Annotated in this window: 20 protein-coding genes; 9 read left to right on the top strand and 11 right to left on the bottom strand. The window is 47.8% G+C overall.

Annotated features, from left to right (window positions below; genetic code table 11):
* Positions 1-32: 32 nt before the first annotated feature.
* Positions 33-1,583 (bottom strand): hypothetical protein, encoded by a 1,551-nt coding sequence (locus tag ACTJJS_RS02255; protein ID WP_440662231.1) that lies wholly within the window; start codon positions 1,581-1,583, stop codon positions 33-35.
* Between the two features lie 875 nt (positions 1,584-2,458).
* Between ACTJJS_RS02255 and ACTJJS_RS02250 the strand changes: the two genes are divergently transcribed.
* Positions 2,459-3,292, top strand: a complete 834-nt coding sequence (locus ACTJJS_RS02250; RefSeq protein ID WP_440662230.1) for a M57 family metalloprotease — start codon at positions 2,459-2,461, stop codon at positions 3,290-3,292.
* A 158-nt stretch (positions 3,293-3,450) separates the two neighbouring features.
* On the opposite strand, the gene ACTJJS_RS02245 is transcribed toward ACTJJS_RS02250, so the two are convergent.
* Positions 3,451-3,870, bottom strand: coding sequence for a hypothetical protein (locus ACTJJS_RS02245; RefSeq protein WP_440662229.1), 420 nt, complete (start codon positions 3,868-3,870; stop codon positions 3,451-3,453).
* A 233-nt stretch (positions 3,871-4,103) separates the two neighbouring features.
* Here ACTJJS_RS02245 and ACTJJS_RS02240 point away from each other — a divergent pair, with 233 nt between their 5' ends.
* From ACTJJS_RS02240 to ACTJJS_RS02230, 3 genes are read left to right on the top strand one after another with little or no spacing between them, the layout of a single operon-like run.
* A complete protein-coding gene (locus ACTJJS_RS02240; protein ID WP_168869495.1) occupies positions 4,104-5,681 on the top strand; it encodes a Na+/H+ antiporter in 1,578 nt (525 codons plus the stop codon).
* Complete coding sequence (locus tag ACTJJS_RS02235) at positions 5,681-6,724, top strand: MBL fold metallo-hydrolase (RefSeq protein ID WP_440662228.1); 1,044 nt, start codon at positions 5,681-5,683, stop codon at positions 6,722-6,724. The genes ACTJJS_RS02240 and ACTJJS_RS02235 overlap by 1 nt, the downstream gene beginning before the upstream one ends.
* Before the next feature lie 12 nt (positions 6,725-6,736).
* Positions 6,737-7,399: an epimerase gene (locus ACTJJS_RS02230; RefSeq protein WP_440662227.1), complete on the top strand. Its 663-nt coding sequence runs from the start codon at positions 6,737-6,739 to the stop codon at positions 7,397-7,399.
* Here the strand turns inward: ACTJJS_RS02230 and ACTJJS_RS02225 are convergent.
* Positions 7,396-8,160: a response regulator transcription factor gene (locus ACTJJS_RS02225; protein WP_440662226.1), complete on the bottom strand. Its 765-nt coding sequence runs from the start codon at positions 8,158-8,160 to the stop codon at positions 7,396-7,398. The two genes, ACTJJS_RS02230 and ACTJJS_RS02225, sit on opposite strands and share 4 nt — an antisense overlap.
* Positions 8,161-8,272: 112 nt before the next feature.
* On the opposite strand from ACTJJS_RS02225, the gene ACTJJS_RS02220 reads away from it, so the two are divergent.
* Positions 8,273-8,926, top strand: a complete 654-nt coding sequence (locus tag ACTJJS_RS02220; RefSeq protein WP_168869499.1) for a DUF1349 domain-containing protein — start codon at positions 8,273-8,275, stop codon at positions 8,924-8,926.
* Positions 8,927-9,104: 178 nt separating this feature from the next.
* Positions 9,105-9,530, top strand: coding sequence for a hypothetical protein (locus tag ACTJJS_RS02215; RefSeq protein WP_440662225.1), 426 nt, complete (start codon positions 9,105-9,107; stop codon positions 9,528-9,530).
* Positions 9,531-9,601: 71 nt separating this feature from the next.
* Here the strand turns inward: ACTJJS_RS02215 and ACTJJS_RS02210 are convergent, their stop codons facing one another.
* From ACTJJS_RS02210 to ACTJJS_RS02180, 7 genes are all read right to left on the bottom strand, one after another.
* The gene (locus ACTJJS_RS02210) at positions 9,602-9,979 is read right to left on the bottom strand and encodes a hypothetical protein (protein WP_440662224.1); all 378 of its coding nucleotides are present in this window, start codon (positions 9,977-9,979) and stop codon (positions 9,602-9,604) included.
* Positions 9,980-10,224: 245 nt separating this feature from the next.
* Positions 10,225-10,680: a hypothetical protein gene (locus ACTJJS_RS02205; RefSeq protein ID WP_440662223.1), complete on the bottom strand. Its 456-nt coding sequence runs from the start codon at positions 10,678-10,680 to the stop codon at positions 10,225-10,227.
* 712 nt (positions 10,681-11,392) lie between these two features.
* A complete protein-coding gene (tssD, locus tag ACTJJS_RS02200; RefSeq protein WP_343745161.1) occupies positions 11,393-11,779 on the bottom strand; it encodes a type VI secretion system tube protein TssD in 387 nt (128 codons plus the stop codon).
* A gap of 159 nt (positions 11,780-11,938) precedes the next feature.
* Positions 11,939-12,463, bottom strand: coding sequence for a type VI secretion system TssO (gene tssO / locus ACTJJS_RS02195; RefSeq protein WP_343745162.1), 525 nt, complete (start codon positions 12,461-12,463; stop codon positions 11,939-11,941).
* Positions 12,464-12,620: 157 nt separating this feature from the next.
* Complete coding sequence (locus ACTJJS_RS02190) at positions 12,621-13,796, bottom strand: hypothetical protein (RefSeq protein ID WP_168869505.1); 1,176 nt, start codon at positions 13,794-13,796, stop codon at positions 12,621-12,623.
* A gap of 10 nt (positions 13,797-13,806) precedes the next feature.
* The gene (locus ACTJJS_RS02185) at positions 13,807-14,619 is read right to left on the bottom strand and encodes a TssN family type VI secretion system protein (protein ID WP_247654902.1); all 813 of its coding nucleotides are present in this window, start codon (positions 14,617-14,619) and stop codon (positions 13,807-13,809) included.
* 153 nt (positions 14,620-14,772) lie between these two features.
* Positions 14,773-15,732 carry a hypothetical protein gene (locus tag ACTJJS_RS02180; protein WP_440662222.1) on the bottom strand — a complete coding sequence of 320 codons (960 nt, stop codon included), beginning with the start codon at positions 15,730-15,732 and terminating at the stop codon, positions 14,773-14,775.
* Positions 15,733-15,955: 223 nt separating this feature from the next.
* Between ACTJJS_RS02180 and ACTJJS_RS02175 the strand changes: the two genes are divergently transcribed.
* From ACTJJS_RS02175 to ACTJJS_RS02165, 3 genes are read left to right on the top strand one after another with little or no spacing between them, the layout of a single operon-like run.
* Positions 15,956-17,011, top strand: a complete 1,056-nt coding sequence (locus ACTJJS_RS02175; RefSeq protein WP_168869508.1) for a PKD domain-containing protein — start codon at positions 15,956-15,958, stop codon at positions 17,009-17,011.
* Between the two features lie 9 nt (positions 17,012-17,020).
* On the top strand, positions 17,021-17,452 hold the full coding sequence (locus ACTJJS_RS02170) for a GPW/gp25 family protein (RefSeq protein WP_168869509.1): 432 nt from the start codon (positions 17,021-17,023) through the stop codon (positions 17,450-17,452).
* 46 nt (positions 17,453-17,498) lie between these two features.
* Positions 17,499-19,331 (top strand): type VI secretion system baseplate subunit TssF, encoded by a 1,833-nt coding sequence (locus ACTJJS_RS02165; protein WP_168869510.1) that lies wholly within the window; start codon positions 17,499-17,501, stop codon positions 19,329-19,331.
* On the opposite strand, the gene ACTJJS_RS02160 is transcribed toward ACTJJS_RS02165, so the two are convergent.
* Entirely contained in the window at positions 19,241-20,365 is a 1,125-nt protein-coding gene (locus ACTJJS_RS02160) for a lytic transglycosylase domain-containing protein (protein WP_168869511.1), read from the bottom strand. The two genes, ACTJJS_RS02165 and ACTJJS_RS02160, sit on opposite strands and share 91 nt — an antisense overlap.
* Between the last annotated feature and the right edge of the window lie 5 nt (positions 20,366-20,370).

Genomic DNA, 20,370 nt, shown 5'->3' with positions numbered 1-20,370 from the left:
AGTTGAATGATGAAAGCAGTAGCAATACATCACTACTTCTTAATCACGTACCAGTCTGTGCCATCTGTCTGCAGCGTCACAAACGTCCAGTCGTTGTAAATAATATAGTTACTGGAACCGTCTATAGTGCCCCCGCTGGTGGCGATGGTCACTTCCTTATCGATACCGCCGCTGCCGATTTTCTTGATGGTATAAATGCGGCCGGCTATAGTGCCAGGGCTGGGCAGCGTGATAGTCAGTGCGCCGCCGGTGGCATCAGCGAGGATGGTATTGTCGCCCGCAGTGACGGCATAGCTGCTCGTTACCTTCGTCAGGTTGGTAGACATAGAGCCGTTGACCTGGAAACTGGAGTTGGCTTTGGTGCCTTCCGCCACGCCGACTGCCAGCGAATCCCGGAAGCTCTTATAACCGGCGAAGGTTTGTCCGCTGAGGAGGTTCACCACGCCTCTTACCGTGGTGGAGGCGTCAGGAATATTGATCACCATCTGCGTGGCGGAGCTGCTGTCGATGTTAATATCATTCACCGACCCGGGGCTTTTACCGGTGACCAGTGTTTTGAAAGCACTATTGTTCAGAAACCTTTGCACCACTGTGCCATCCGACCGCCGGATCAGCACATTGTTGCTGTCTGTTGGCGCCGCCGCACCGATGGTGGTCAACAGCAGATTACCGTCAACAGTAGTATTTTGTATGATATGCAGATTGTTTTGGAAAGTTTTATTACCGCCGAAAGTCTGGTCTGCGATAGAAACACCACCAGGATTAGTGGCGTCTGCTGCATGCAGCGTTAATGTTCCATTACTGACACTGATTCCGTTAGCATCGGGTGTAACAGCAAATAAGGTGTGTAATATCTGGAATCGGGCAGAGGAATCAAACCGCAGCCAGTCTCCATAAGATAATAACCCGCGTGAGGTGGCACCGGTGCCTGTCTGTGTTGGTATGTTAAATGTGTGCACACCATTCGCGGAACTAATGGTAAAATCTTTACTTACAGCACTGTCTACGGCAAATGTCTGGGCGGTGTCTCTTAACCCGTTCAGCGAGGCAATCGCATTACTGAAGGCAGCTGCTGATATGGTACGTTGTAATACCTGCCCTGTAGTGGGTTCTATCACCAGTACCTGCAGCTGGTTGGTACCCGCTGGTATAGTACCGGCGCTCATGGTAAAACTTCCACCTGCCGTAAGGCGCATTCTCTCTGTATTACCGGTTTTAAAGATCACCGGTTGCTGATCGGTGGTACCCAGAAAATTTTTAGTGGAATCTGTTCCGGCATTGCCGGTAATGTTCCAGGTGCTGATGCTGTCTGCAGACATACGCTGCCATTGCCCGTATTTCCTGATAAAAAGACTGGCAGAATCAGTCACATAAATGATCATACCATCAGGCGCAGTGTTCAATGGCGCCGCGGTAAGATTGGCGCCCGGTATCCTTGGCAGCAAAAGACCCTGCCGGGTACTTTCCAGTTCAAGGATGGAAGACTTATTGATCTGACTGGGGTTAGACCCAACTTTGAGTTGAGCAAATGCAGCAGAGAGGCCTGTAAAAAACACCAACAAAGTAAAACTCCAACGCTTCATAAACACACATTTTAGAAATAAACGGTATAAGGATAAAAGGGCGTGACCCTTTAGCTGTAAGCAATCATGAAGAGTGTATACCATGACGGTAGGAGGGCAATACACTGCCTGATGGCAATGCTGTCATTATGCGATCATGGTGAAAAGAAAATAAGCCAGGTTGGCATTGGTTAGAACGAGGGGCGTGCATATTTCCCGGTGCACATGAGGGATGTTAGCGTCGCCGACACATGACTATAATACCATTGTTATGATTGATTTTAGTACTACCTGTTTTAACCTCCGGAGGTAGTTAAGAAATTCGATGAATTGGCGAATGTTGCCCAACTATCGATCTGCATACAAGAAGTCAAAGTATTCGGTTTGGTCATTAACGTTGCCAGCATTTACAACATGGAAATGTTCTTGGTAGCGTATCTGAATCTTGAATAAAGTTAACACTGTTTTCCACCCGATGCGAAAACTTTTTGTCAATTATAAAAAGTAGATAGGGAAAGTGGAATTTTACCGATTTAACGTATAACGATCGCCGTCAGTGATCAAAAAAAGGGTACTTTTTACATCATTTAAAGACCCACAAAACCGCCACCACGGCCAATATACAAACAACCACCCGTTAACAATTGAATAACTAAACGAATTGTTAACGAACATTCGCACTCCTTCCAACAATGACATTGCTCCTTTACAGGAAAACAAAAAAACAGTTGCCTTGCAAACACAATGCAGTGACACTGTCTATCTTCATTTCAACGAGAGCCCTTATACATATATCTGTAGCGAACCAAAATCAATAGCCCAATTCAATGATAGCAACCAAAATCTGTCAACCTGCTTCAGAATTGATGTAAACCCAAACCCTCAAAACCTGACAAATGAAAATCACTATTAAACAGGCCGCCGGCCTTTCATTGATGGTTGCCATTCTCTGTGGAGTGGTGTATTCCTGTAAAAGAGATAACAACCAGGATCTTGTTCAGCAAGAACAATCAAAAGTCTCCGACGCCGTAAAAAATCAGATTGCCAGCCTCGGATACAACACCGATAATGTTCGCACTGTAGAAGGTGGTTACGTAGTAGAAGGTGATATCTACCTGACACACGAATCACTGAATTACAAACCCAATTCTCCTGTATTACGTATTGCCAATGACGAGCAATATCGCACCAGCTGCCTGATCACCGGCCTGCCAAGGACCATCACCGTTTCAGTGAGTGGCCTGCCCTCCGGCTATACCAGCGCAACAGATATTGCGATCGCCCGTTACAACGCACTGAACCTGCGGCTGAAGTTTTCCCGCGTAGCCAGCGGTGGTCAGGTCCAGATCCGGTATGCCAGCCTGGGCGCCGGTATCCTGGGACAATCTGCCGGCTTTCCCAACTGCTCTACCGGCAACCCTCCCAGCCCAATCCTGCTGAACTCTGACGCCAACGCCCTGGGCAGCAATCCAAACCAGAACTACCTGGCTACCGTTATTGCCCATGAAATCGGCCACACTATCGGCTTCAGACATACTGACTACTTCAACCGTGCCTATAGCTGCGGTTCCGGCGGTAACGAAGGTTCTGCCGGCGTAGGCGCTATCAACATCCCGGGCACTCCCACCGGCGGAGATCCCAACAGCTGGATGCTGGCCTGTATTCCTAACGGCGTAAACCGTCCTTTCAATGCTAACGACATCATTGCATTGAGATACCTGTATCAATAACCCACCATGCAGCAGGCATGATAGGGTAACTGTCATGTATACACGGCATTTTCATCAGTTACAATATATACATTAAGGTTTCTCCGGAAATCTAAGGGCCGGCTTATGCCGGCCCTTAGTGATAAAGATGAGAATTATTTATTATTGGCTTTTCAAACTTAATATTTGGAGTAAGCCCTCACCCATTCAAGGCTATCAGGAAATGGAATATTAAATGACTCAAAGCGCTCAGGAAGAATCAATATCATACTATTAGCGGTCTTGCCCTTTTCGTACGCTACAGGGAATGTCCTTCCAACAAGCGAATACCCTTTCTGAATAATCAGGTCGGGATAACCACTGGTGCCTTTATATTTCCTCCCTTCAACCACGAATTCATAATCAATACTACCGCCACTACCTTTATAATCAGCAGCAAAAGATAATACTATTGCGGTTGTAACTGTGTAATTACGCTTTAATCTGTTGAGATTGGTGACATAGATAGTGCCGAGAACACCTAACGCTAAAAATGCCGCATACGGAGCTATTTTAATGATTTTTCTTAGTATTCTGTTTCTTCTGGCTCTTTTATTCATCTCACTCCCTTTATTTTAATCCTTCTAAAATACTGGTTATTCTATCTAAAATAAAAACCATATAAAACTTCATCGCACCCTTAAAATATTTCTTTCCCCTATTCGTCCTCACTCTGACACTTCTTTTGTTAAACTTAAATAATCACTATTAGAAACGATTTAAAGCACTAAATTTAATATATGTAATCCTAATCCGGAGAGTGCTTTAATCAACCTTTAACTATAAACGCTGCATGCTCGATCATTTTCCTTTTTATTTGGCCATTATCGTTCTGATAGTATTATTAATCATGCTGGGCAACCGCATCAAAGTGGCCTACCCGGTACTGCTGGTACTGGCCGGCCTTGCGATCAGTTTCATCCCTGGCATCCCAGTCCTTAAAATTGATCCTGAACTGATTTTCATTATTTTCCTGCCACCGCTCCTGTATGAAGCTGCCTGGGCCAACTCCTGGAAAGAGTTGTGGCACTGGCGGAGGATCATCGGCAGTTTTGCTTTTGTGGTCGTTTTCCTCACGGCCATTTCGGTAGCGCTGGTCTCCAATGCGTTCATCCCCGGGTTCTCGCTGGCACTGGGCTTCCTGCTGGGAGGCATCGTTTCTCCGCCCGATGCGGTGAGCGCCGCCGCCATCCTGAAATTCGTCAAAGTACCGAAAAGAATGGCCTCTATACTGGAAGGTGAGAGCCTGCTCAATGACGCCTCTTCCCTGATCATTATGCGTTTTGCCATGGTGGCGGTGGCCACCGGCCAGTTTGTGCTGCACGAGGCAGCCCTCAGCTTTGTATGGATGATAGCCGGCGGCGTTGCCATCGGCCTGCTGATAGGACTGGTCTTCATCAAATTCCATAAATGGCTGCCTACGGACGTGAACATGGACATCATCCTTACCTTCGTCACGCCTTATGCTATGTACATCGGCGCGGAGGCGGCCCATGCCTCCGGCGTACTGGCGGTTGTCAGCGGCGGCCTTTTCCTTTCCTATCACCGGCACCGCTTCCTGAGCGGCGCTTCCCGCCTAAGAGGCGAAAGCGTTTGGCAAAGCCTGGTATTCCTGTTGAACGGACTGGTGTTTATCCTCATCGGCCTCGATCTGCCCGAAATAACGGCAGGCCTCAAAGCGGAAGGCATCAGCTTTTACCAGGCCACGGGCTACGGACTGCTGATCACCGCAACCTTAATCATAGGCAGGATGCTGGCAGGTTACGGCGCAGCCGTCACCTCTGTGGTAGCTGGCCGCTTTATTACGGTGGCCGACAGGAACCCCGGCTTTAAAGCACCGCTCCTCCTGGGATGGACCGGCATGCGGGGCGTGGTGTCGCTGGCTGCGGCGCTGTCTATTCCGGTAACATTCGACAACGGCGTCCTCTTCCCGCAACGCAACCTGATACTGTATATCACCTTCATCGTGATCCTGGTGACACTGGTGCTGCAAGGCCTCACACTCCCCATACTGATCAGGAAAGTAAAGCTCCCGGATTTTAACGACCACCTGCCGGAAGAGGAAACGGAAATCATGATCCGCGAAGAGCTGGCCCGTGCCTCACTGGCCTATTTACAGGAACATCACCCGGCAGACATGGAACAAAACCTCCATCTGCAACAACAGGCACTCCAATGGCAAAACCAGTTACAGTTCAATAAAACGGTGGTGGTGCCGGAAAACGTTAAATCGATCTATAAAAATATACTGGAACAACAACGCACGTTCCTGTTAAACAAAAACAAAACAGAAGCACGGATAGATGAAGAGATCATCCGGAAATTCCTGCATCACATCGATCTGGAAGAAGAAAAACTAAAACTGGATTAATGAAGAAAAAATATGGCCAGGCGCCAGACAACAACAGGAAAGCATATTTCGGCACACTTTCCAATTACAAAAACGGACAGTTCCTCAACCAGCTGCTCACACCGGCGCTGGTAGAAGGACAAAACATGCTGAAAGTGCTCTGGCATTTCTTTGGCAAACATACCGACACAGAGCCAACATCACCCATCCCGTTTATTCAAACAGATCTCAAACGCCTTCGGCCGGAGGAAAATGTACTGGTCTGGTTTGGGCATAGCTCATATTTTATTCAGGTAGATGGAAAGAAATTACTGGTAGACCCTGTGTTCAGCGGCAACGCGTCGCCGGTAAGAGGATCGGTAAAAGCCTTTCCCGGCTCTAATCATTATCAGGTCGATGACTTGCCGGACATAGACCTGCTGCTGATTTCCCATGATCACTGGGACCATCTGGATTATCAAACCATCCAACAACTACAACCCAAAACAGGAAAAGTAATCTGCGGACTGGGCGTTGCACAACATTTTGAATACTGGGGCTGGGATAAAAATAAACTGACAGAAAAGAACTGGTATGAAAGCATCAGCCCCTTTGAGGGCTTCCAGGTTACCCTGACACCGGCCAGGCATTTCTCGGGCAGGCTGTTCAATCGCAACATCTCCCTGTGGACATCCTACGTGCTGCAAACACCTTCCAAAAAGCTTTTCCTGGGCGGCGACAGTGGCTACGGTCCCCAGTTCAAAGAAATCGGGGAACGCTTCGGCCCTTTCGATCTGGCCATACTGGAATGCGGACAGTACAATGAAAGATGGCCTTACATCCACTCCCTTCCCGAAGAAGTGGTCAAAGAGGCCCGGGAACTCAACGCCGCGGCCTTCATGCCGGTACATCATTCCAAATTCAAACTGGCGCAGCATCCGTGGTACGAGCCTCTTCATCAGGTAACACTGCTGGCGGAAGCGGCGCATATACCTGTCGTTACGCCGCAAATCGGTGAAATAGCAGATCTCGATCATCCCGTCAAAGCCTGGGAAAAATGGTGGGAGAAATTATTACAACACTAACAACTGTCATCCATGAAACTAAAAGTAATCATCACCGGGGCTACCGGTATGGTGGGAGAAGGAGTAATGCAGGAATGCATCGCCAATCCTGCGGTAGCGCAAATCCTGCTGATCAATCGAAAGCCTTCCGGGGTTGTTCACCCAAAGGTGACCGAAATCCTTCACAACAATTTCAGCGATATATCTCCCATTATGGACCAGCTGCAAGGATACGACGCCTGTTACTTCTGCCTGGGTGTTTCGTCTGTGGGCATGAAGGAAGAGGCTTACTACGCTGTCACCTATACGCTTACCTTGAATTTCGCCGGCAGCCTGGCAGCCGTTAATCCCGGCATAACCTTCTGTTATGTGTCCGGCGCCGGCACAGACAGCACCGAAAAAGGAAAACTAATGTGGGCACGCGTGAAAGGGAAAACAGAAAACGATCTGACAAAACTTCCGTTCAAAGCAGTCTATAATTTCCGCCCGGCATTTATGAAAGCCACCAAAGGCGCCAAGAACCTCAAACCTATTTACAGGGCATTCAGTTTTCTGTATGTTTTCAGGGCTATCTTTCCCTACTATTTCATTACACTGGAAGAAGTGGGAAAAGCCATGATCAACGTTACGCTCAACGGATACACCACGCCTACCATTGAAGCCAAAGACATCATCATACTGGCTAAAGAAGGTTAACTGATTAACTTTAGCGACTCCGCCACCCTGCAGGCTTCCATGGAATTAGTCACATGCAGCTTCTCCAGGATGTTCTGCCGGTGGCGGTGTACCGTATTCACGCTGATAGAAAACAGCTCCGCAATTTCTTTGCTTTTCTTTCCCTTTTTGATCATCATCAATATATCTTTCTCCCGGCTGGTCAGGATATCGTTCACCGCATACATGCCATCTCCCGCCGTTTCCCCTGTTCTGGTATTGACAATTGATCCGTGGTAAGCCGCAGCCCCATTGGGTTCAAACGAAAGGTTATACAGGCACAAAGCCAGCCAGATGCTGCCGTCTTCCATGCTCTGGATATAAAACATGCGATGCTTCACCGCCACGTAAACATTGTCCTTGTCCAGCATACGGAGATTACTTACCAGTTGATAATCGGACCTCTCCGCTACAGGCAGGCTTTTCAGCAGGTGGAAAAAACGCAGCTCCAGCGCATATTTTTCTATCAGGTCTTCTTCTTTTATTCTCCGGAGGATCTCTTCCTCCCAGATGGACCCGATTTCCCTCATGCCTGTTGCACTTTCGATGCCCAGTGTTACAGCCGCTCCACCGGTATAGATATAGCTTTTATTGCGCTTCAGGTCACTTAAAACACTGATGGAATTCTCCATCTGTGCATACACCTGCGCAATCATATGCGAGCGGGAGAGTTTCACAGACGCATCGCTGTCATCAAAATTTTGCAGCAGTAAATAGTCGTTGAGCGTGTCCAGGATGTTCATGATAAGCAAAGATGGTTATTTTTAACCATTGTCTGTTCCTTTACAGGAATTTACCTTTGCGAAACCAGCAATAACCGATACCAGCGGAAACCGGTCCAAATTGTAATAAAGTATGAAGAAACTAATTCTGAGTGTGTGGATGATGACGGCGCTGCACACGCTTTCAGCGCAAACCCTGGAGAAAATGCAGTGGTTTAACGAGCCGGCCAAATGGGAAATAAAACAAAATTCCCTTTCCATGTTTGTTACTGCCCAGACGGATTACTGGCGTATTTCACACTATGGTTTTACGGTAGATGATGCCCCTTTTTATTATGCTACCTACGGGGGCGAGTTTGAAGCGAAGGTAAAACTGACCGGCGACTACAAGGCAAGATTCGATCAGATGGGCATGATGATCAGGATTGACCAGGAACACTATATCAAAACAGGCATAGAGTTTTATGACGGCAAGTTTAATGTGAGCACGGTGGTCACCAACCAAACCAGCGACTGGAGCGTGCTGCCACTGGATAAAACGCCGCCCTTCATTTGGATAAAAGCCGTCAGAAAACTGGACGCGGTGGAGATCTATTACTCTTATGATGACAAAAACTATGTCATGACCCGTAATGCACCATTAAAAGACAATCATCCCGTGATGATCGGCTTAATGGCCGCATCACCTGATGGCAAAGGGTTCCAGGCGAAGTTTGAGAACTTTACGGTCACTCATCTCCCCGATCAGCGACGATTAAACTGGTTACAGAAAAACGCAGAAAAATAAAGCGATAAAGAAAGGTTTCAGTCAATATTACGGAAAGCCTTTCTTTTTGTCATACCATTCGATAGCATCTTATCCTGTCTCAGATTTAACAGCCCTACATGAAAAGCCGGTGTTGTTCTGGCATAATTTCGGTGAGACAACCAGTCTCAACCAATTAACATCACAACACAAGGAAACCATGAAAAAGTATTTATTGCTGTCAGCCATGGCACTGACAATAGCATGCAAAAAAAATGACAAGATAGCGCCTGTAGAACAACCCACCAAACCTGAAATGGTAGCTGTCACCTACGAGGTCCAATCATTTACTGATGTACCATTTGCCACCGTTCGGTACAACGAGATGCATGAAGACCGACCGGGAAATCATGGTACGGAATTCAAAGATTGGGCAATCAGTGGTAAAGGCACATTTACCAAAACAGTGTATATTGAACGGGGCTTCGGGGCCTTGCTCAGTGCCAGAAACCCCGCTTCAGGCGATTTTATCCTGCGTATTAAAACCAAATACGAAGAAACGTCTGCCACAGGAAAAGATGTCTATCCGATTCCAGGCGTCGACGGCTACCTCGCACATACGCAACTTCTTAACAGAGCTGACTAATGATGTCAATTAAAATGAAGCAGCCGGATATTGACTATCCGGCTGCTTTTTGTTGACTATTATGCGGAAAACTATCTCGTACAATCTGCTCCCCATACCTGGTTATTTCTGGTAAATCCGATCACCAGTTTGTCTTTGTTAATGGTAATAACGCCTGTCCCAGAAGATCCAATATTCACCATGGTATTATCATCTTTTTTCTCAAATTCAACGCCGGTAAGATCGGGGATGCCGTCAGAAAACCGGAAATCATAACGCGTACCCACTTTTGTCACAAAAACACTTCCATCCGATTTAGTGACATTTGTTGTCCCATCGCTGTAACTGATCTTTCCTTTAAAAGTCCCCGCAAAAATATCTACATCAGCAGGGTCGGTACTTTTGCTACAGGAGGCAAACAAAAAAACAGATAACAGCAGTAGGCTAACAACTTTAAGCATTGACTTCATAACATCAGTTTTGGTTAACCAACATTTTGCAATTGGCATACCAAAGTACCTGACACAACGCCTAAACGGTTGTTTTTCAGCACACTTACGCACCCCCGTAAAACATCCGCGCATGTGTAACGACGGGTTAACACATACACAGATTGGGGTATCCACCCTCCACACCCATCCCCGCAAACAGGCTTCAGCAGCCAATTACAGACAACACAGCTTTTTAAATATTATAACGTCGATCTATACATGATTTATTTTTCTGTGGTTACGTCCGTTATATAAAGGGGAGATATATCAGGTTCCACCAGGGCCATCCTTGCGGCTGTGGAGAAAAGCAGTGCTGCGCTATAGTACTGTAGTGGCAGCTGTTTGTCTGTATAACGTGAACGCATAAACGCATTACAAACCGTTTCTATTGATTGATCTTCCTGCGCCTGCAAAAAGCAGTCTGCCAGCCAGATCCAGAAACAGGTAATCGTTTCATGATAACCGCCATGTTCTGTATTAGGTGTACCTACCGCCTCGTTATAACGACGGATATTTGTCCTTGCTCTGTCCAGTGCCGTTGTTCTTCCATAAAGCACGTTGTATGCAATAGCCACAATAAGGTGCGCTTCATGCGTCCATGCTGACTTAGGCAGCGTACGCGTTTCAAATTGGTATAATAAATCCAGGATATCCTTTTCTGTTAGTGATGTATAAATCATGCAGAAATATACACAATTATCCCACTTTTGTAATGATTTATTCTACCTCATGTCGCTGGCAAACAAATGGAAGGCAATCATACCACACGTTTGTGATAACTCCACCGGCTATACGAAAATAGTTGAAATACCGGCAGTATAATAAACTCTCGTACCTGTATGGGGCAATTGATGACTATTACCAACAGGCACATTAATGCCAGAGAAGACACTCCTATCACCGTCCGCTTTCAGCAACGTCATATAGGACTGACAGATGGTTTCCTGTCTACTATTGTCGTAAGGCAGTCAATGATCACCTTCTCTAGCTTACTACTCCCTTATAGCAGTAAATGCTTATCAATAAATGAAGAGCCTTGATGACTGTTGCCTTATAGCAGTCAATGCTTATCATTAAACGAAAAGCGCATGCCCCGCAGACATCCTATCTTGTTCACTATTGCCTTATGGCAGTTAATGCTTATCAACAATCAAAGAGGGCACGCCGCAGACATCTTATCTTGTTCACTGTTACCTTATGGCAGTAGGTAGTTTTCAATAATCAGGGAGGACATGATGCAGACAGCTTATCCTGCTCACTGTCAGGGCCAATAAAGGGAGCAAGTAACATAGGTAATACAGGCATCAAAAGCCGGCAAAGAAACTCTCCTAAAATATAAAGGGGCTTTCCAAAGAAAGCCCCTCCTGCTAATTCAATAATGTCTGGAGTTTATCACACCCATTCATTAACATGTTTTGCATTACCCATGCTAATTTCACGGGCGGAAATGGTGAAGGTGATAACCATCGGGTTTTTGTTTTCGTAGTCAAAAGACTCTTCAAACTTAACCAGGTAACCTTCTTTGAATTCCAACGTTTTCAGTTTGGAATCAGTGTCTCTTTTGTAGAAAGTGATGGTACCGTCTTTTCTTTCGAAATTGTTTACCATCCATTCAAAGAGCTCTGTTTTACCAGTAGACTCTACGGTCATTCTGATGCGTCCGCCGCGAGTGATCGCTGAAGGGCGGCCTGTTGCATCTGTTTCCTGGCTGAGGTCGTAGGAGACGTGTTGAACATTGTAGTTCTCTCCGTTGACAGTAAAGATTGACTTGAAGGACATGTCGGGTTAATTTTTAAGGTTACAATAAAGAAAAATACCTATTAAAAAGGAAAAAGTATGAGCCTCAAATATACGGTTATTTTTTCTTTATGTCAACTGTCCTAACCATTTTTTTTCAGTGTTAACAATAATTTTTTTCAAGAGAACAATCGCCTGTAACTAGTGCGCACGGCTATTGAGCAACATCATCTGGCGGCAGTTATCAAGATCCCTGCTTTTGCTTTCCAGCTTACTGGTGAGGTCCAGCACCTGTTCTTTCAGTCCTGCTATATTCTGTTGTGCATTCTGCAGCTCACGCAGCTGTTGTTTGGTTTGCTGCAATGACAGGCATGCCTGCACGATGTTGTCATATAATGCATAATGTGTTACCACATCTTTTGGAATGGAATTACGCATTTCTGCGAGTGAACCAGCTATCACCTGGTCCATATAATTAGCGTTCTGGTTAGGAAGATTGATGGAGTCCAGGTTGTGTTTTACCTTATCCAGCTTTTGCAGGAACTCTGCCTGAAACGCCTGCTCCTGGCGGAAAGCGGTCAATTCCTTTCGAAGGGAGGCGTTCTCCCTGGATGGCACCTGGTAATTAAAAAAGATGGCCAGCACAAACAGTGCTACCGTGACCACAAAAAATAACAGGAACCATAGGAAGGACGTTGTTCTCTCCTGCTTGTTTAATACTTGCATACGAATCTGAGCTTTTAGGCTGTTATTGGTTTAGATAAGTTTAATATCATGGAAGTTGCCGGCCCTGGCTCTGGACGCAGCTTCCGGCGAAACCCATTCACTACCCGGTAAATGAAAACACCAAAAGCTGTCTGCCAAAAGCCTGCAACTACTATTATCAGTCAGTAAAGAACCAGCGTTTGGTTTTGTGTTTACGCAGGTATTCGGAATCTTCCGCAGACTCTTCTTTCACGAAGATATTGCTGTCTTGTTTGCGGCCGATATAATCCAGCCTGCTGAGGCTTTCAAAGAGTTTATTCACCGCACGTACAAACGGGATCATGGGTTGCAGGCACTCGCGCACGTCCAGGTGTTTGTACCGGATATTGGCGCAATTCACCATCAAGTTTTCAAGTTCGCCCTGTCGCAGTTCACACCATTCAGACAGGTAATTGAGCAGTTCTTCCTTGCCTGCGCCGGCCCGCTGGTCGATCGCATTTTTCATGGTACGTGCCAGTCCGGCTATTACTTCCAGCATCTGTGCCGGTGGCTGATTGAGCGCCAGCCAGCGGAACTGCGTGATGCGTGTGCCCAGGAATTGTACCATTTTCTCCGTGATGTATAATACCACCAGTGCCAGGTCGTTGTTCTGGTTGCGGCCATAGATTTTCTGCACAATGTGCACGCCATACAATTCCATCTGACCCAGGAACTGGTCCAGTTCGTGATACAGGTCCACAAGGGCCGGATGCGCAACCACGATGCTGCATGGCGGGATATAATCATCATCCATCTGCGGACGTCCGTCTGCTACCGTTATCTTGGCCAGTACGGCCTGATAGCTGCCCAGCTGTCCCTGCGGCATTTGTGAGGCAGGCAATACGTACAGGCTGTATTCAGGCGTGGCATATGGCAGGCGTGGCGGCTCCTCTTCCAGCAACGGCTCACCGCTCGGCTGCCGGTTAAACGGATTTATCTGGATCAGCACATAATAGGTGCTCTCTGTATGTTCCGGCTCCCAGGTGTAAGTAGCTTCCGGGAAAGTGGTGGCATAACGCAACGAATGCACGGTATGCTCCGGTATCTCAATACGGGCGCCACCAGGGGTCACCGCCCTGCATTCTGTCAGCTTAATACGCCACAGGTGCTGATTGTCGGTCACAAACCAGCAACGCAGTGACTCTTTATGTTCTGCTTTGGGGGGCAACAGTCCATAGTTAATGGCATTCACTCCACAGGCAAGGGCGTCCCTGATCTGGTCCAGCAACGCATTTTCAGTGTCGATAAAATGCTGCTTCTTTATCTTCATCCCGTCCACCCAGTTCACGGGAAAATGTTTCAACGGCTCGGCCATAATAATACGTTTAGGATAACATAATTCTGTTGCAAATGATCACGCTGTTCTCTTTGATCCCATTCATAAACACGGCCTTATGAGGGTCCAGTGTTTTGGCAGCGCCAAACCACCTCGGCTTCAGGTGGAACACCCAGCCATAGGCTTGCCCGTTATCGTCCACAAAATCAATCGGCGTATTCGGGTAACGGTCGTTATAGTCATTGATGAAATGATAAAACAGGTCGCCAAGGTCCATTTTAATAGGCGTACGGGCCCTGAAATAGGTCCGGTTACGGTCACCATTGCCCTTCTCCATTTCCAGCCCTATAACGATTAGATCACGCATATCGTCGTCATTCACCTCCGGTACCTCTTTATACATCGGGTACTGCCACCACTTGTGCACCTTCACCGGGATGGCCATCATCCGCTCAAATGTTTTGTAAACAAAAGTGGGCAACACAAATGAAAACATACTGGTGAGCATAGGGTAATAAAGAAAGGCGTCTTTGTCCAGGAAACGGTTCACCAGTACAAATCCGACACCGCCAAACAACCAGATCGCAACAATAAAGGCCAGTTCAGACCCTAACGTGGTTTCATTGGCCCAAAAGCGGGTATACATAAAGTGACAGTGCAATATCCCCAGCCCGAGAAACCATACCTGGTAAAAAAGATACTGGTCCATCAGGTTCTTATGGGTAAATAGGAAAGGGATGGAACTAATCACGGCAAATACCAGCGTCATACATGCTAAATACCACAGTGCCTTCTTTTTAAAAAGACTGAAATTTTTAATGTATCTGCTGAGCAAAGCCACTATGATTGATCCTACGGCCATAACGCCGGCCAACATCAAATAGAATTTAGCGGTGTATCTCATAGCTCTTCCGGTATGTCAGGTTTTTCTTTTTTTGGGCTTTTAACATAACAGCGTTTTTTACGCGTCAACAATGTTAACAAAAATAATTCCACATCAGCACAAAAAAGGTGTCTACAGGAAAAAATTATATCCCATAAGCCCGTCTTCCGCATGCTGATCGGAAAGGGGCTTCTTTTTATCGGCCGGATCAGGCACCAGTACGGTGTTAATATCCATATCCGCCGGAAAAAGATACCCGTAGCAGGTTTCCAGCAAGCGGCCATAAGGTTGCCATGGCAGGTAGTCATATACCCGTTGGCGTTGCAGCGGACCGATGGTCACCGTAGCCCTGGGCATATCTGTATAAAACACCTGGCTCACCATACTGTCCACCCCCAGCCGCCATTCACCAAGCGGCACACCGCTCTCCGTTCGTACAGCCTGCGGCGTATGGTCCACGCTTACCTCAACCTCCTGCTCCAACACCAGCTGCAGACAAAGCCGGACCATCCGGTAATTGCCGGCTATACGGTGCATATATGGCAATAGCTTCACCAGCCTGTTGGCCGCAGCGCCGGGCAGCCCCTCGGGCAAATCCCAGAACTGGCTGAACAACATGTCGGCATCTTTACCAAACACATCAAACAACAAATGTTTCTCCCGCTGCTCCAGAAATACCCGCTGCAGAAAAAACTCATTCTCCAATGGCTGGAAAAAACGCCGCGCCTGCAACTCTTCCTGCTGCTGCCGCTTATAACGGGCCACCATGTCCACCGTTCCCCGCGTTTTACCACGCTGCTCCGAAAATTCATGAAACAAACCCTCCGGCAAACGGTCATATATGCCATCCCGTGATAGCGACATCACCACATATGGTTGATATGGCTGACTGTCATCCAGTTTTACATGGAGAATATCTTTATTAAATGACCGGGTAAACACGTTCTTTAACTGTACCACTACTTCGTCCCTGCGTACCTGATTATCCAGCAGCTCGCCCACTACCACTTCCGCCCTTACATCATAAGGAAACTCTGCAACATGTGTGATCACTTCTTCCAATACCACCGCTTTCTGGGCGTTATTTACCATGAGGTTATTATTTTAGGTTTTTCGGGCTTGCCGTCGTTAGCATAACTATCTAATCTCAACTGTTCCTATGGTTATCCGGGCTAACTATCTGCCCCAAAAATAATATATTACATTTATATGTGACTCAAATTTTGAAAAAAGAAAAAACGCTGCGGCTACATAGGCAAGTTATCCAAAAAAACAGTAAAATTGTGATTCTGAAATTGTAAAACCTGAAAAACCAATGGCCCCCCGTAAACCCGAAAATGAACATAAGGTAAATTCGTTCAGACCCTTTGGGAAAATTGCCAGTCATGTTGACCCCATGGTACTGTGGACTTTCTTTGGCTTATTCCTGGTCAGCATCGTGCTGCTTGCATTCCAGCTGGATTCAAAGGAAGACTGCACCACCACTGACATTGTTCTCAGCAACAAACAACATACTTCCGGCAAAGCCTACACGGTAGGCGAAGTCATTACCTTCAATGCCGACAACAAGGACAAGAAAAGAAACAACTTCTCCTGGGAATTTGGTGACTCCTCCGCACGGCAAACCGGCGCGCAGGTATATCACTCGTTCAACAAGCCCGGCAGTTATATGGTAACGCTCATTTCCGGTAAATGCGCCTGGAACAAGGAAATTATCATCATCGCTGCACCGGCCGCCCCCACGGAAGCGCACCCCGATATCTTCCCTGTGATCGACGGCCCGGGTGAAGTGTTTGCCGGCAGACCGGTAACCTTCTCCAACAAAACCCCGGGCGCACACAGCTGGACATGGCGCCTTCTCCAGGATAACGCTGAGGCCCACTCCCAGTCGGCCGTTACCTACACGTTCTCCTCGCCCGGCGAAAGGACCTTGTCCCTCATCGTCAATGGCGACACGGCCCATATGGTGATGAAACGTATCACCGTTTTCCCGGCCAGGCCGCAGGCTGTAGACCCGACCCCCGATCCGGGATTCACCCCGCCACCGCCGCCACCGCCGCCCGTTGAGCCTGAAAAACCCAAAGGCCCCACCGCACCAGCCGTGGCAGACGACGAATTCCTGTTCATGCTCACCCAGGTGACCACCAAACAGAAAAGCGCCGGCGATTTCTCCAAGTACCTGTGCGATAACCTGTCTGCACGCGTACTGCTCAATGACAAGGAAACAGATAATTTCGCCCACTTCTGCTCACGCATATACGGCAAAAAGAAATTCAAAATAGAAAAAGTGAACCTGATCAAAGACGCCAACGGATGCGTGAAAGAAATCAGGATCATGTATGACAGGAAAAAACTATTGGGTATTTTTTAAGCAATTCCCATGAAAGGAAAGTATTATAAGCTACCCATGGACTTCTCCCAGCTGCTGCAAAAGAAAGATGTGCCCGCTGTCAACCTGGAAGAATCCGTAGCACAACATATTCACCTGCTGATCACCACTGTACTGGGGGAAAACAAAGACGACCCCCAGTACGGCTGTCAGTGGTGGGACAGCGATTTTGATATCAAAGCCTCCAACAACGAAGTAAAGGAACAGATCGAAAATGCGGTTAAAACAGCCGTATCACGATATGAAAAAAGACTGGCACAAATCCGCGTGGTAGCGGCCGTCAACCAGGAAGAACTGTTGATGACGCCCGCCCGCAAAATGAAAAAGAAGATACGGGTCACCGTTAGCGGCACACTGGCAAAAAACAACAACCCCTTCCAGTACACCAGCTATTTTTATATCAGCCCGCTGTCATATGATTAACAACTGTCCAGGAATTTTAGCGCCTTTGCGCGAAACCATCTGATACATGAAAGAAAAAAAAGAAAGGATAAAAGACCGTATGCTGAAAACCGCTGCCCGCCTGTGGGGATACCCCGACGCGGAAGTGGAAACCTCTTTTGACCCCATAGTACAACTCCTGCTGGAAGCCTGTGCCAGCGAACTGGAAAAAATATCAGGCGAAGTGGACGTCTCTCACGCCCGCCTGGTGGAAAGACTGGCCCAGATCATGATGCCGGAGCCCATCACCAGCAGCCAGCCTGCTTTCGGTATCCTCCATGCGATGTCTACCGAAACCATCGCTGACGTCCAGGCCGATCATCAATTCTATCACCATACAAAAGCCGGGCACAACAGCCAGGACCTGTTCTTTTCCCCGGTCACCACACATCGCCTCTTCAAAGGCCACGTGCAATACCTGGGCATCGGCAGTAAACTATACGAAACACGCGATAACTGGTTCAAGGAACAAATACTGCAAGGCCATACCCTCCCCGATGCAGCCCCCAACCACCTGTGGCTGGGCCTCTCCCTCGAGGACGCCAGCCTCAGCTACGAAGGCATGTCCTTCTTCTTTGACCTGCGCAATATCCACCAGCAGGAAATGTTCTACCACTACCTGCCGCTGGCCCGTTTCTTTATCAACGATACAGAAGTGACCGTAAAAGCCGGCTACCATCAGAGCCGCCCTGTTGACGAAGAAGAAATTGAAAGAATGGTGGAAGTGGCGGTGGACACCAACGCCCGCTACAGCCAGCATATACTGCAACGCTTCCGTAAACACTTCCTCACGATTACGGACACACGTACCCACAAGGCAGGCGCCTCACCGCTGCCGGCCATACTGGTCAGCACCTTCGGACAGGAAGCCGAGAAACTGCAGAAAGAAATACAATGGGTCCGCATCGAATTCCCGGAAGCGCTTCACCACACCCTGCTGGAGGATTTATACTGCAGCATCAACTGCTTCCCCGTTATCAACAAAAAGAACAACGAGCAGTCCCTGAAACTGAACCGTTATCTCAATATCATCCCCCTCCAGACACCGGACATCTTCTTCGATATCAAAAGGGTATACGACCTGGAAGGCACCGATTATTACGTACGTAACTTCGCCACTGCGGGACAAATGCAGGAAGGGGAACTGGTAGTCCGCAGCAGCGGCATCGGCCGCTTTGACACCCGCGAGGCCAAAGAAGTGATCGCCTATCTCATGGAAGTGATACGGGATGAAAGCTCGCTGTTTGAAGAAGTGAAAAACGACTACGTCACTAACCGCATGCGGGAACTGCATCAGCTGATCGCTTCGCTGGAAGAGCAACTGCAACCCGGTTCAAATAAAGGGAATATTCCGTACGTGATGGTGAAGCCCAAAGAAAATGCGGCTTATATCTTCATTGAGTTCTATTCCACCAACGGTACTGCTGCCAACAACATCCGCATGGGCAGCAAATTGCTGGAATATGGCAGCATACAAACCAAACCAGGCAGCATCACGCTGCTGACCAATACGCAAGGCGGTAAAGACAGGTTGAACATCGATGAGAAAATCAACCTCTATCGCGCTCACCTGTTGTCACATAACAGGGTTGTAACGCCGGAAGATATCAAGGCGCTGTGCCGCACCATTTTCGGCAAAGAGCTGAAAGCAACTACGGTGGGCAAAGGCGTGAGCCTTCAGCCAGGCGGCAATGCGGGGTATGTAAGGACTATGGACATCAAGCTGCAACTGCTACAGCCCATTGCCAAATATCCGTCCGCCAATCTGCATTATTTAAAAGAGGAACTGCTGCTCCAGCTGGAAGAAAAATCCGCCAATACATTCCCGTTCCGTGTATTCATCAATGATGTACTGATGTGAGCATCTGTACTCAGTAACCTTACCTCGCCGCCGGTCTTTAACAGATCGAGCGGCACTCCTTTTTTACCGTCTGTGGCGCAGAGCACTACGGTATTACCAAAGCCCAGGTCTACATATACCCGGTTGCTCACAATCCACCCTTTGCCGGACAAGCTGGCGTTACGTCCTACGTACACGCCATTGGCCTGCATATTGTCGAGCATATGAATGCTGACCAGCTCTCCGTCCCGGAAAGCGGCATTTGTTTGTAAACGGGCCGTATATACTGTGGTGGACTGTTTCGGCAGTGCTTTTCTCCCTACGTTGATACGGATAGTATTAAAGTCCTGGATATTGCCGGGAGGTGGTGTTTGTGGATTGGCAAATACAGAGCCTTTGCTGTCTCTTTTGGCGAAGACATTATAGCCAAAGCCCGGCAGATATAGCTCGGGACTTTCAAACAGCTGTTTGATGGCGATGATTTTGTAGATATACTGGGCCGTTTCGTTATTCAGCATCAGCTGGTAATAATCACGGCTACCCTGCCGGCGGATATTTTTGGAGATATTGCCAGCCCCGCAGTTATAGGCAGCTGCGGCCAGTGTCCAGGACTGCAGCTGATCATGCAACATGCGTATCAGCCGGCAGGCGGCATGCGTGGCCTTGATCAGGTGGTTACGCTCATCATAGCTGCCGGCTACGGTCAGCCCCAGTTCTGCTGCTGTACCCGGCATGATCTGCCATACTCCCTGTGCCCCTACGGGAGAGGTCGCGTTGGTAAGGCCGCTCTCCACAATAGGCAGGTATTTAAAATCAAGCGGTACCTGGTACTGTTGCAGGATAGGTTCTATCACCGGAAAATACATTTCCGCTTTGGAACGAAGTGCCGGCAAATATCCCTGATAACGGAGATTTCTTTTAATGACGTCCATGAGCCGGAACGATACAAAGTCCCGCTCCATAGGCACTACTTCGCCACAGAAGTCAACCTGCTGCGCCATTGCCGGAACAGTGAGGAGGCAGACGAACAACCCTATAAGGCACCAGTGTCTCATGGCAC

The organism is Chitinophaga sp. 22308 (genome assembly GCF_052045305.1).
Taxonomy (GTDB): Bacteria; Bacteroidota; Bacteroidia; order Chitinophagales; family Chitinophagaceae; genus Chitinophaga; species Chitinophaga varians_A.
This window is presented reverse-complemented; position numbering and strand designations above follow the sequence as displayed.

What these genes read in the sequence shown, in the direction of transcription:
- ACTJJS_RS02255 (WP_440662231.1), bottom strand. Translation starts at nt 1,583, where the DNA reads ATGAAGCGTTGGAGTTTTACTTTGTTGGTGTTTTTTACAGGCCTCTCT.
- ACTJJS_RS02250 (WP_440662230.1), top strand. Translation starts at nt 2,459, where the DNA reads ATGAAAATCACTATTAAACAGGCCGCCGGCCTTTCATTGATGGTTGCC.
- ACTJJS_RS02245 (WP_440662229.1), bottom strand. Translation starts at nt 3,870, where the DNA reads ATGAATAAAAGAGCCAGAAGAAACAGAATACTAAGAAAAATCATTAAA.
- ACTJJS_RS02240 (WP_168869495.1), top strand. Translation starts at nt 4,104, where the DNA reads ATGCTCGATCATTTTCCTTTTTATTTGGCCATTATCGTTCTGATAGTA.
- ACTJJS_RS02235 (WP_440662228.1), top strand. Translation starts at nt 5,681, where the DNA reads ATGAAGAAAAAATATGGCCAGGCGCCAGACAACAACAGGAAAGCATAT.
- ACTJJS_RS02230 (WP_440662227.1), top strand. Translation starts at nt 6,737, where the DNA reads ATGAAACTAAAAGTAATCATCACCGGGGCTACCGGTATGGTGGGAGAA.
- ACTJJS_RS02225 (WP_440662226.1), bottom strand. Translation starts at nt 8,160, where the DNA reads ATGAACATCCTGGACACGCTCAACGACTATTTACTGCTGCAAAATTTT.
- ACTJJS_RS02220 (WP_168869499.1), top strand. Translation starts at nt 8,273, where the DNA reads ATGAAGAAACTAATTCTGAGTGTGTGGATGATGACGGCGCTGCACACG.
- ACTJJS_RS02215 (WP_440662225.1), top strand. Translation starts at nt 9,105, where the DNA reads ATGAAAAAGTATTTATTGCTGTCAGCCATGGCACTGACAATAGCATGC.
- ACTJJS_RS02210 (WP_440662224.1), bottom strand. Translation starts at nt 9,979, where the DNA reads ATGAAGTCAATGCTTAAAGTTGTTAGCCTACTGCTGTTATCTGTTTTT.
- ACTJJS_RS02205 (WP_440662223.1), bottom strand. Translation starts at nt 10,680, where the DNA reads ATGATTTATACATCACTAACAGAAAAGGATATCCTGGATTTATTATAC.
- tssD (WP_343745161.1), bottom strand. Translation starts at nt 11,779, where the DNA reads ATGTCCTTCAAGTCAATCTTTACTGTCAACGGAGAGAACTACAATGTT.
- tssO (WP_343745162.1), bottom strand. Translation starts at nt 12,463, where the DNA reads ATGCAAGTATTAAACAAGCAGGAGAGAACAACGTCCTTCCTATGGTTC.
- ACTJJS_RS02190 (WP_168869505.1), bottom strand. Translation starts at nt 13,796, where the DNA reads ATGGCCGAGCCGTTGAAACATTTTCCCGTGAACTGGGTGGACGGGATG.
- ACTJJS_RS02185 (WP_247654902.1), bottom strand. Translation starts at nt 14,619, where the DNA reads ATGGCCGTAGGATCAATCATAGTGGCTTTGCTCAGCAGATACATTAAA.
- ACTJJS_RS02180 (WP_440662222.1), bottom strand. Translation starts at nt 15,732, where the DNA reads ATGGTAAATAACGCCCAGAAAGCGGTGGTATTGGAAGAAGTGATCACA.
- ACTJJS_RS02175 (WP_168869508.1), top strand. Translation starts at nt 15,956, where the DNA reads ATGGCCCCCCGTAAACCCGAAAATGAACATAAGGTAAATTCGTTCAGA.
- ACTJJS_RS02170 (WP_168869509.1), top strand. Translation starts at nt 17,021, where the DNA reads ATGAAAGGAAAGTATTATAAGCTACCCATGGACTTCTCCCAGCTGCTG.
- ACTJJS_RS02165 (WP_168869510.1), top strand. Translation starts at nt 17,499, where the DNA reads ATGAAAGAAAAAAAAGAAAGGATAAAAGACCGTATGCTGAAAACCGCT.
- ACTJJS_RS02160 (WP_168869511.1), bottom strand. Translation starts at nt 20,365, where the DNA reads ATGAGACACTGGTGCCTTATAGGGTTGTTCGTCTGCCTCCTCACTGTT.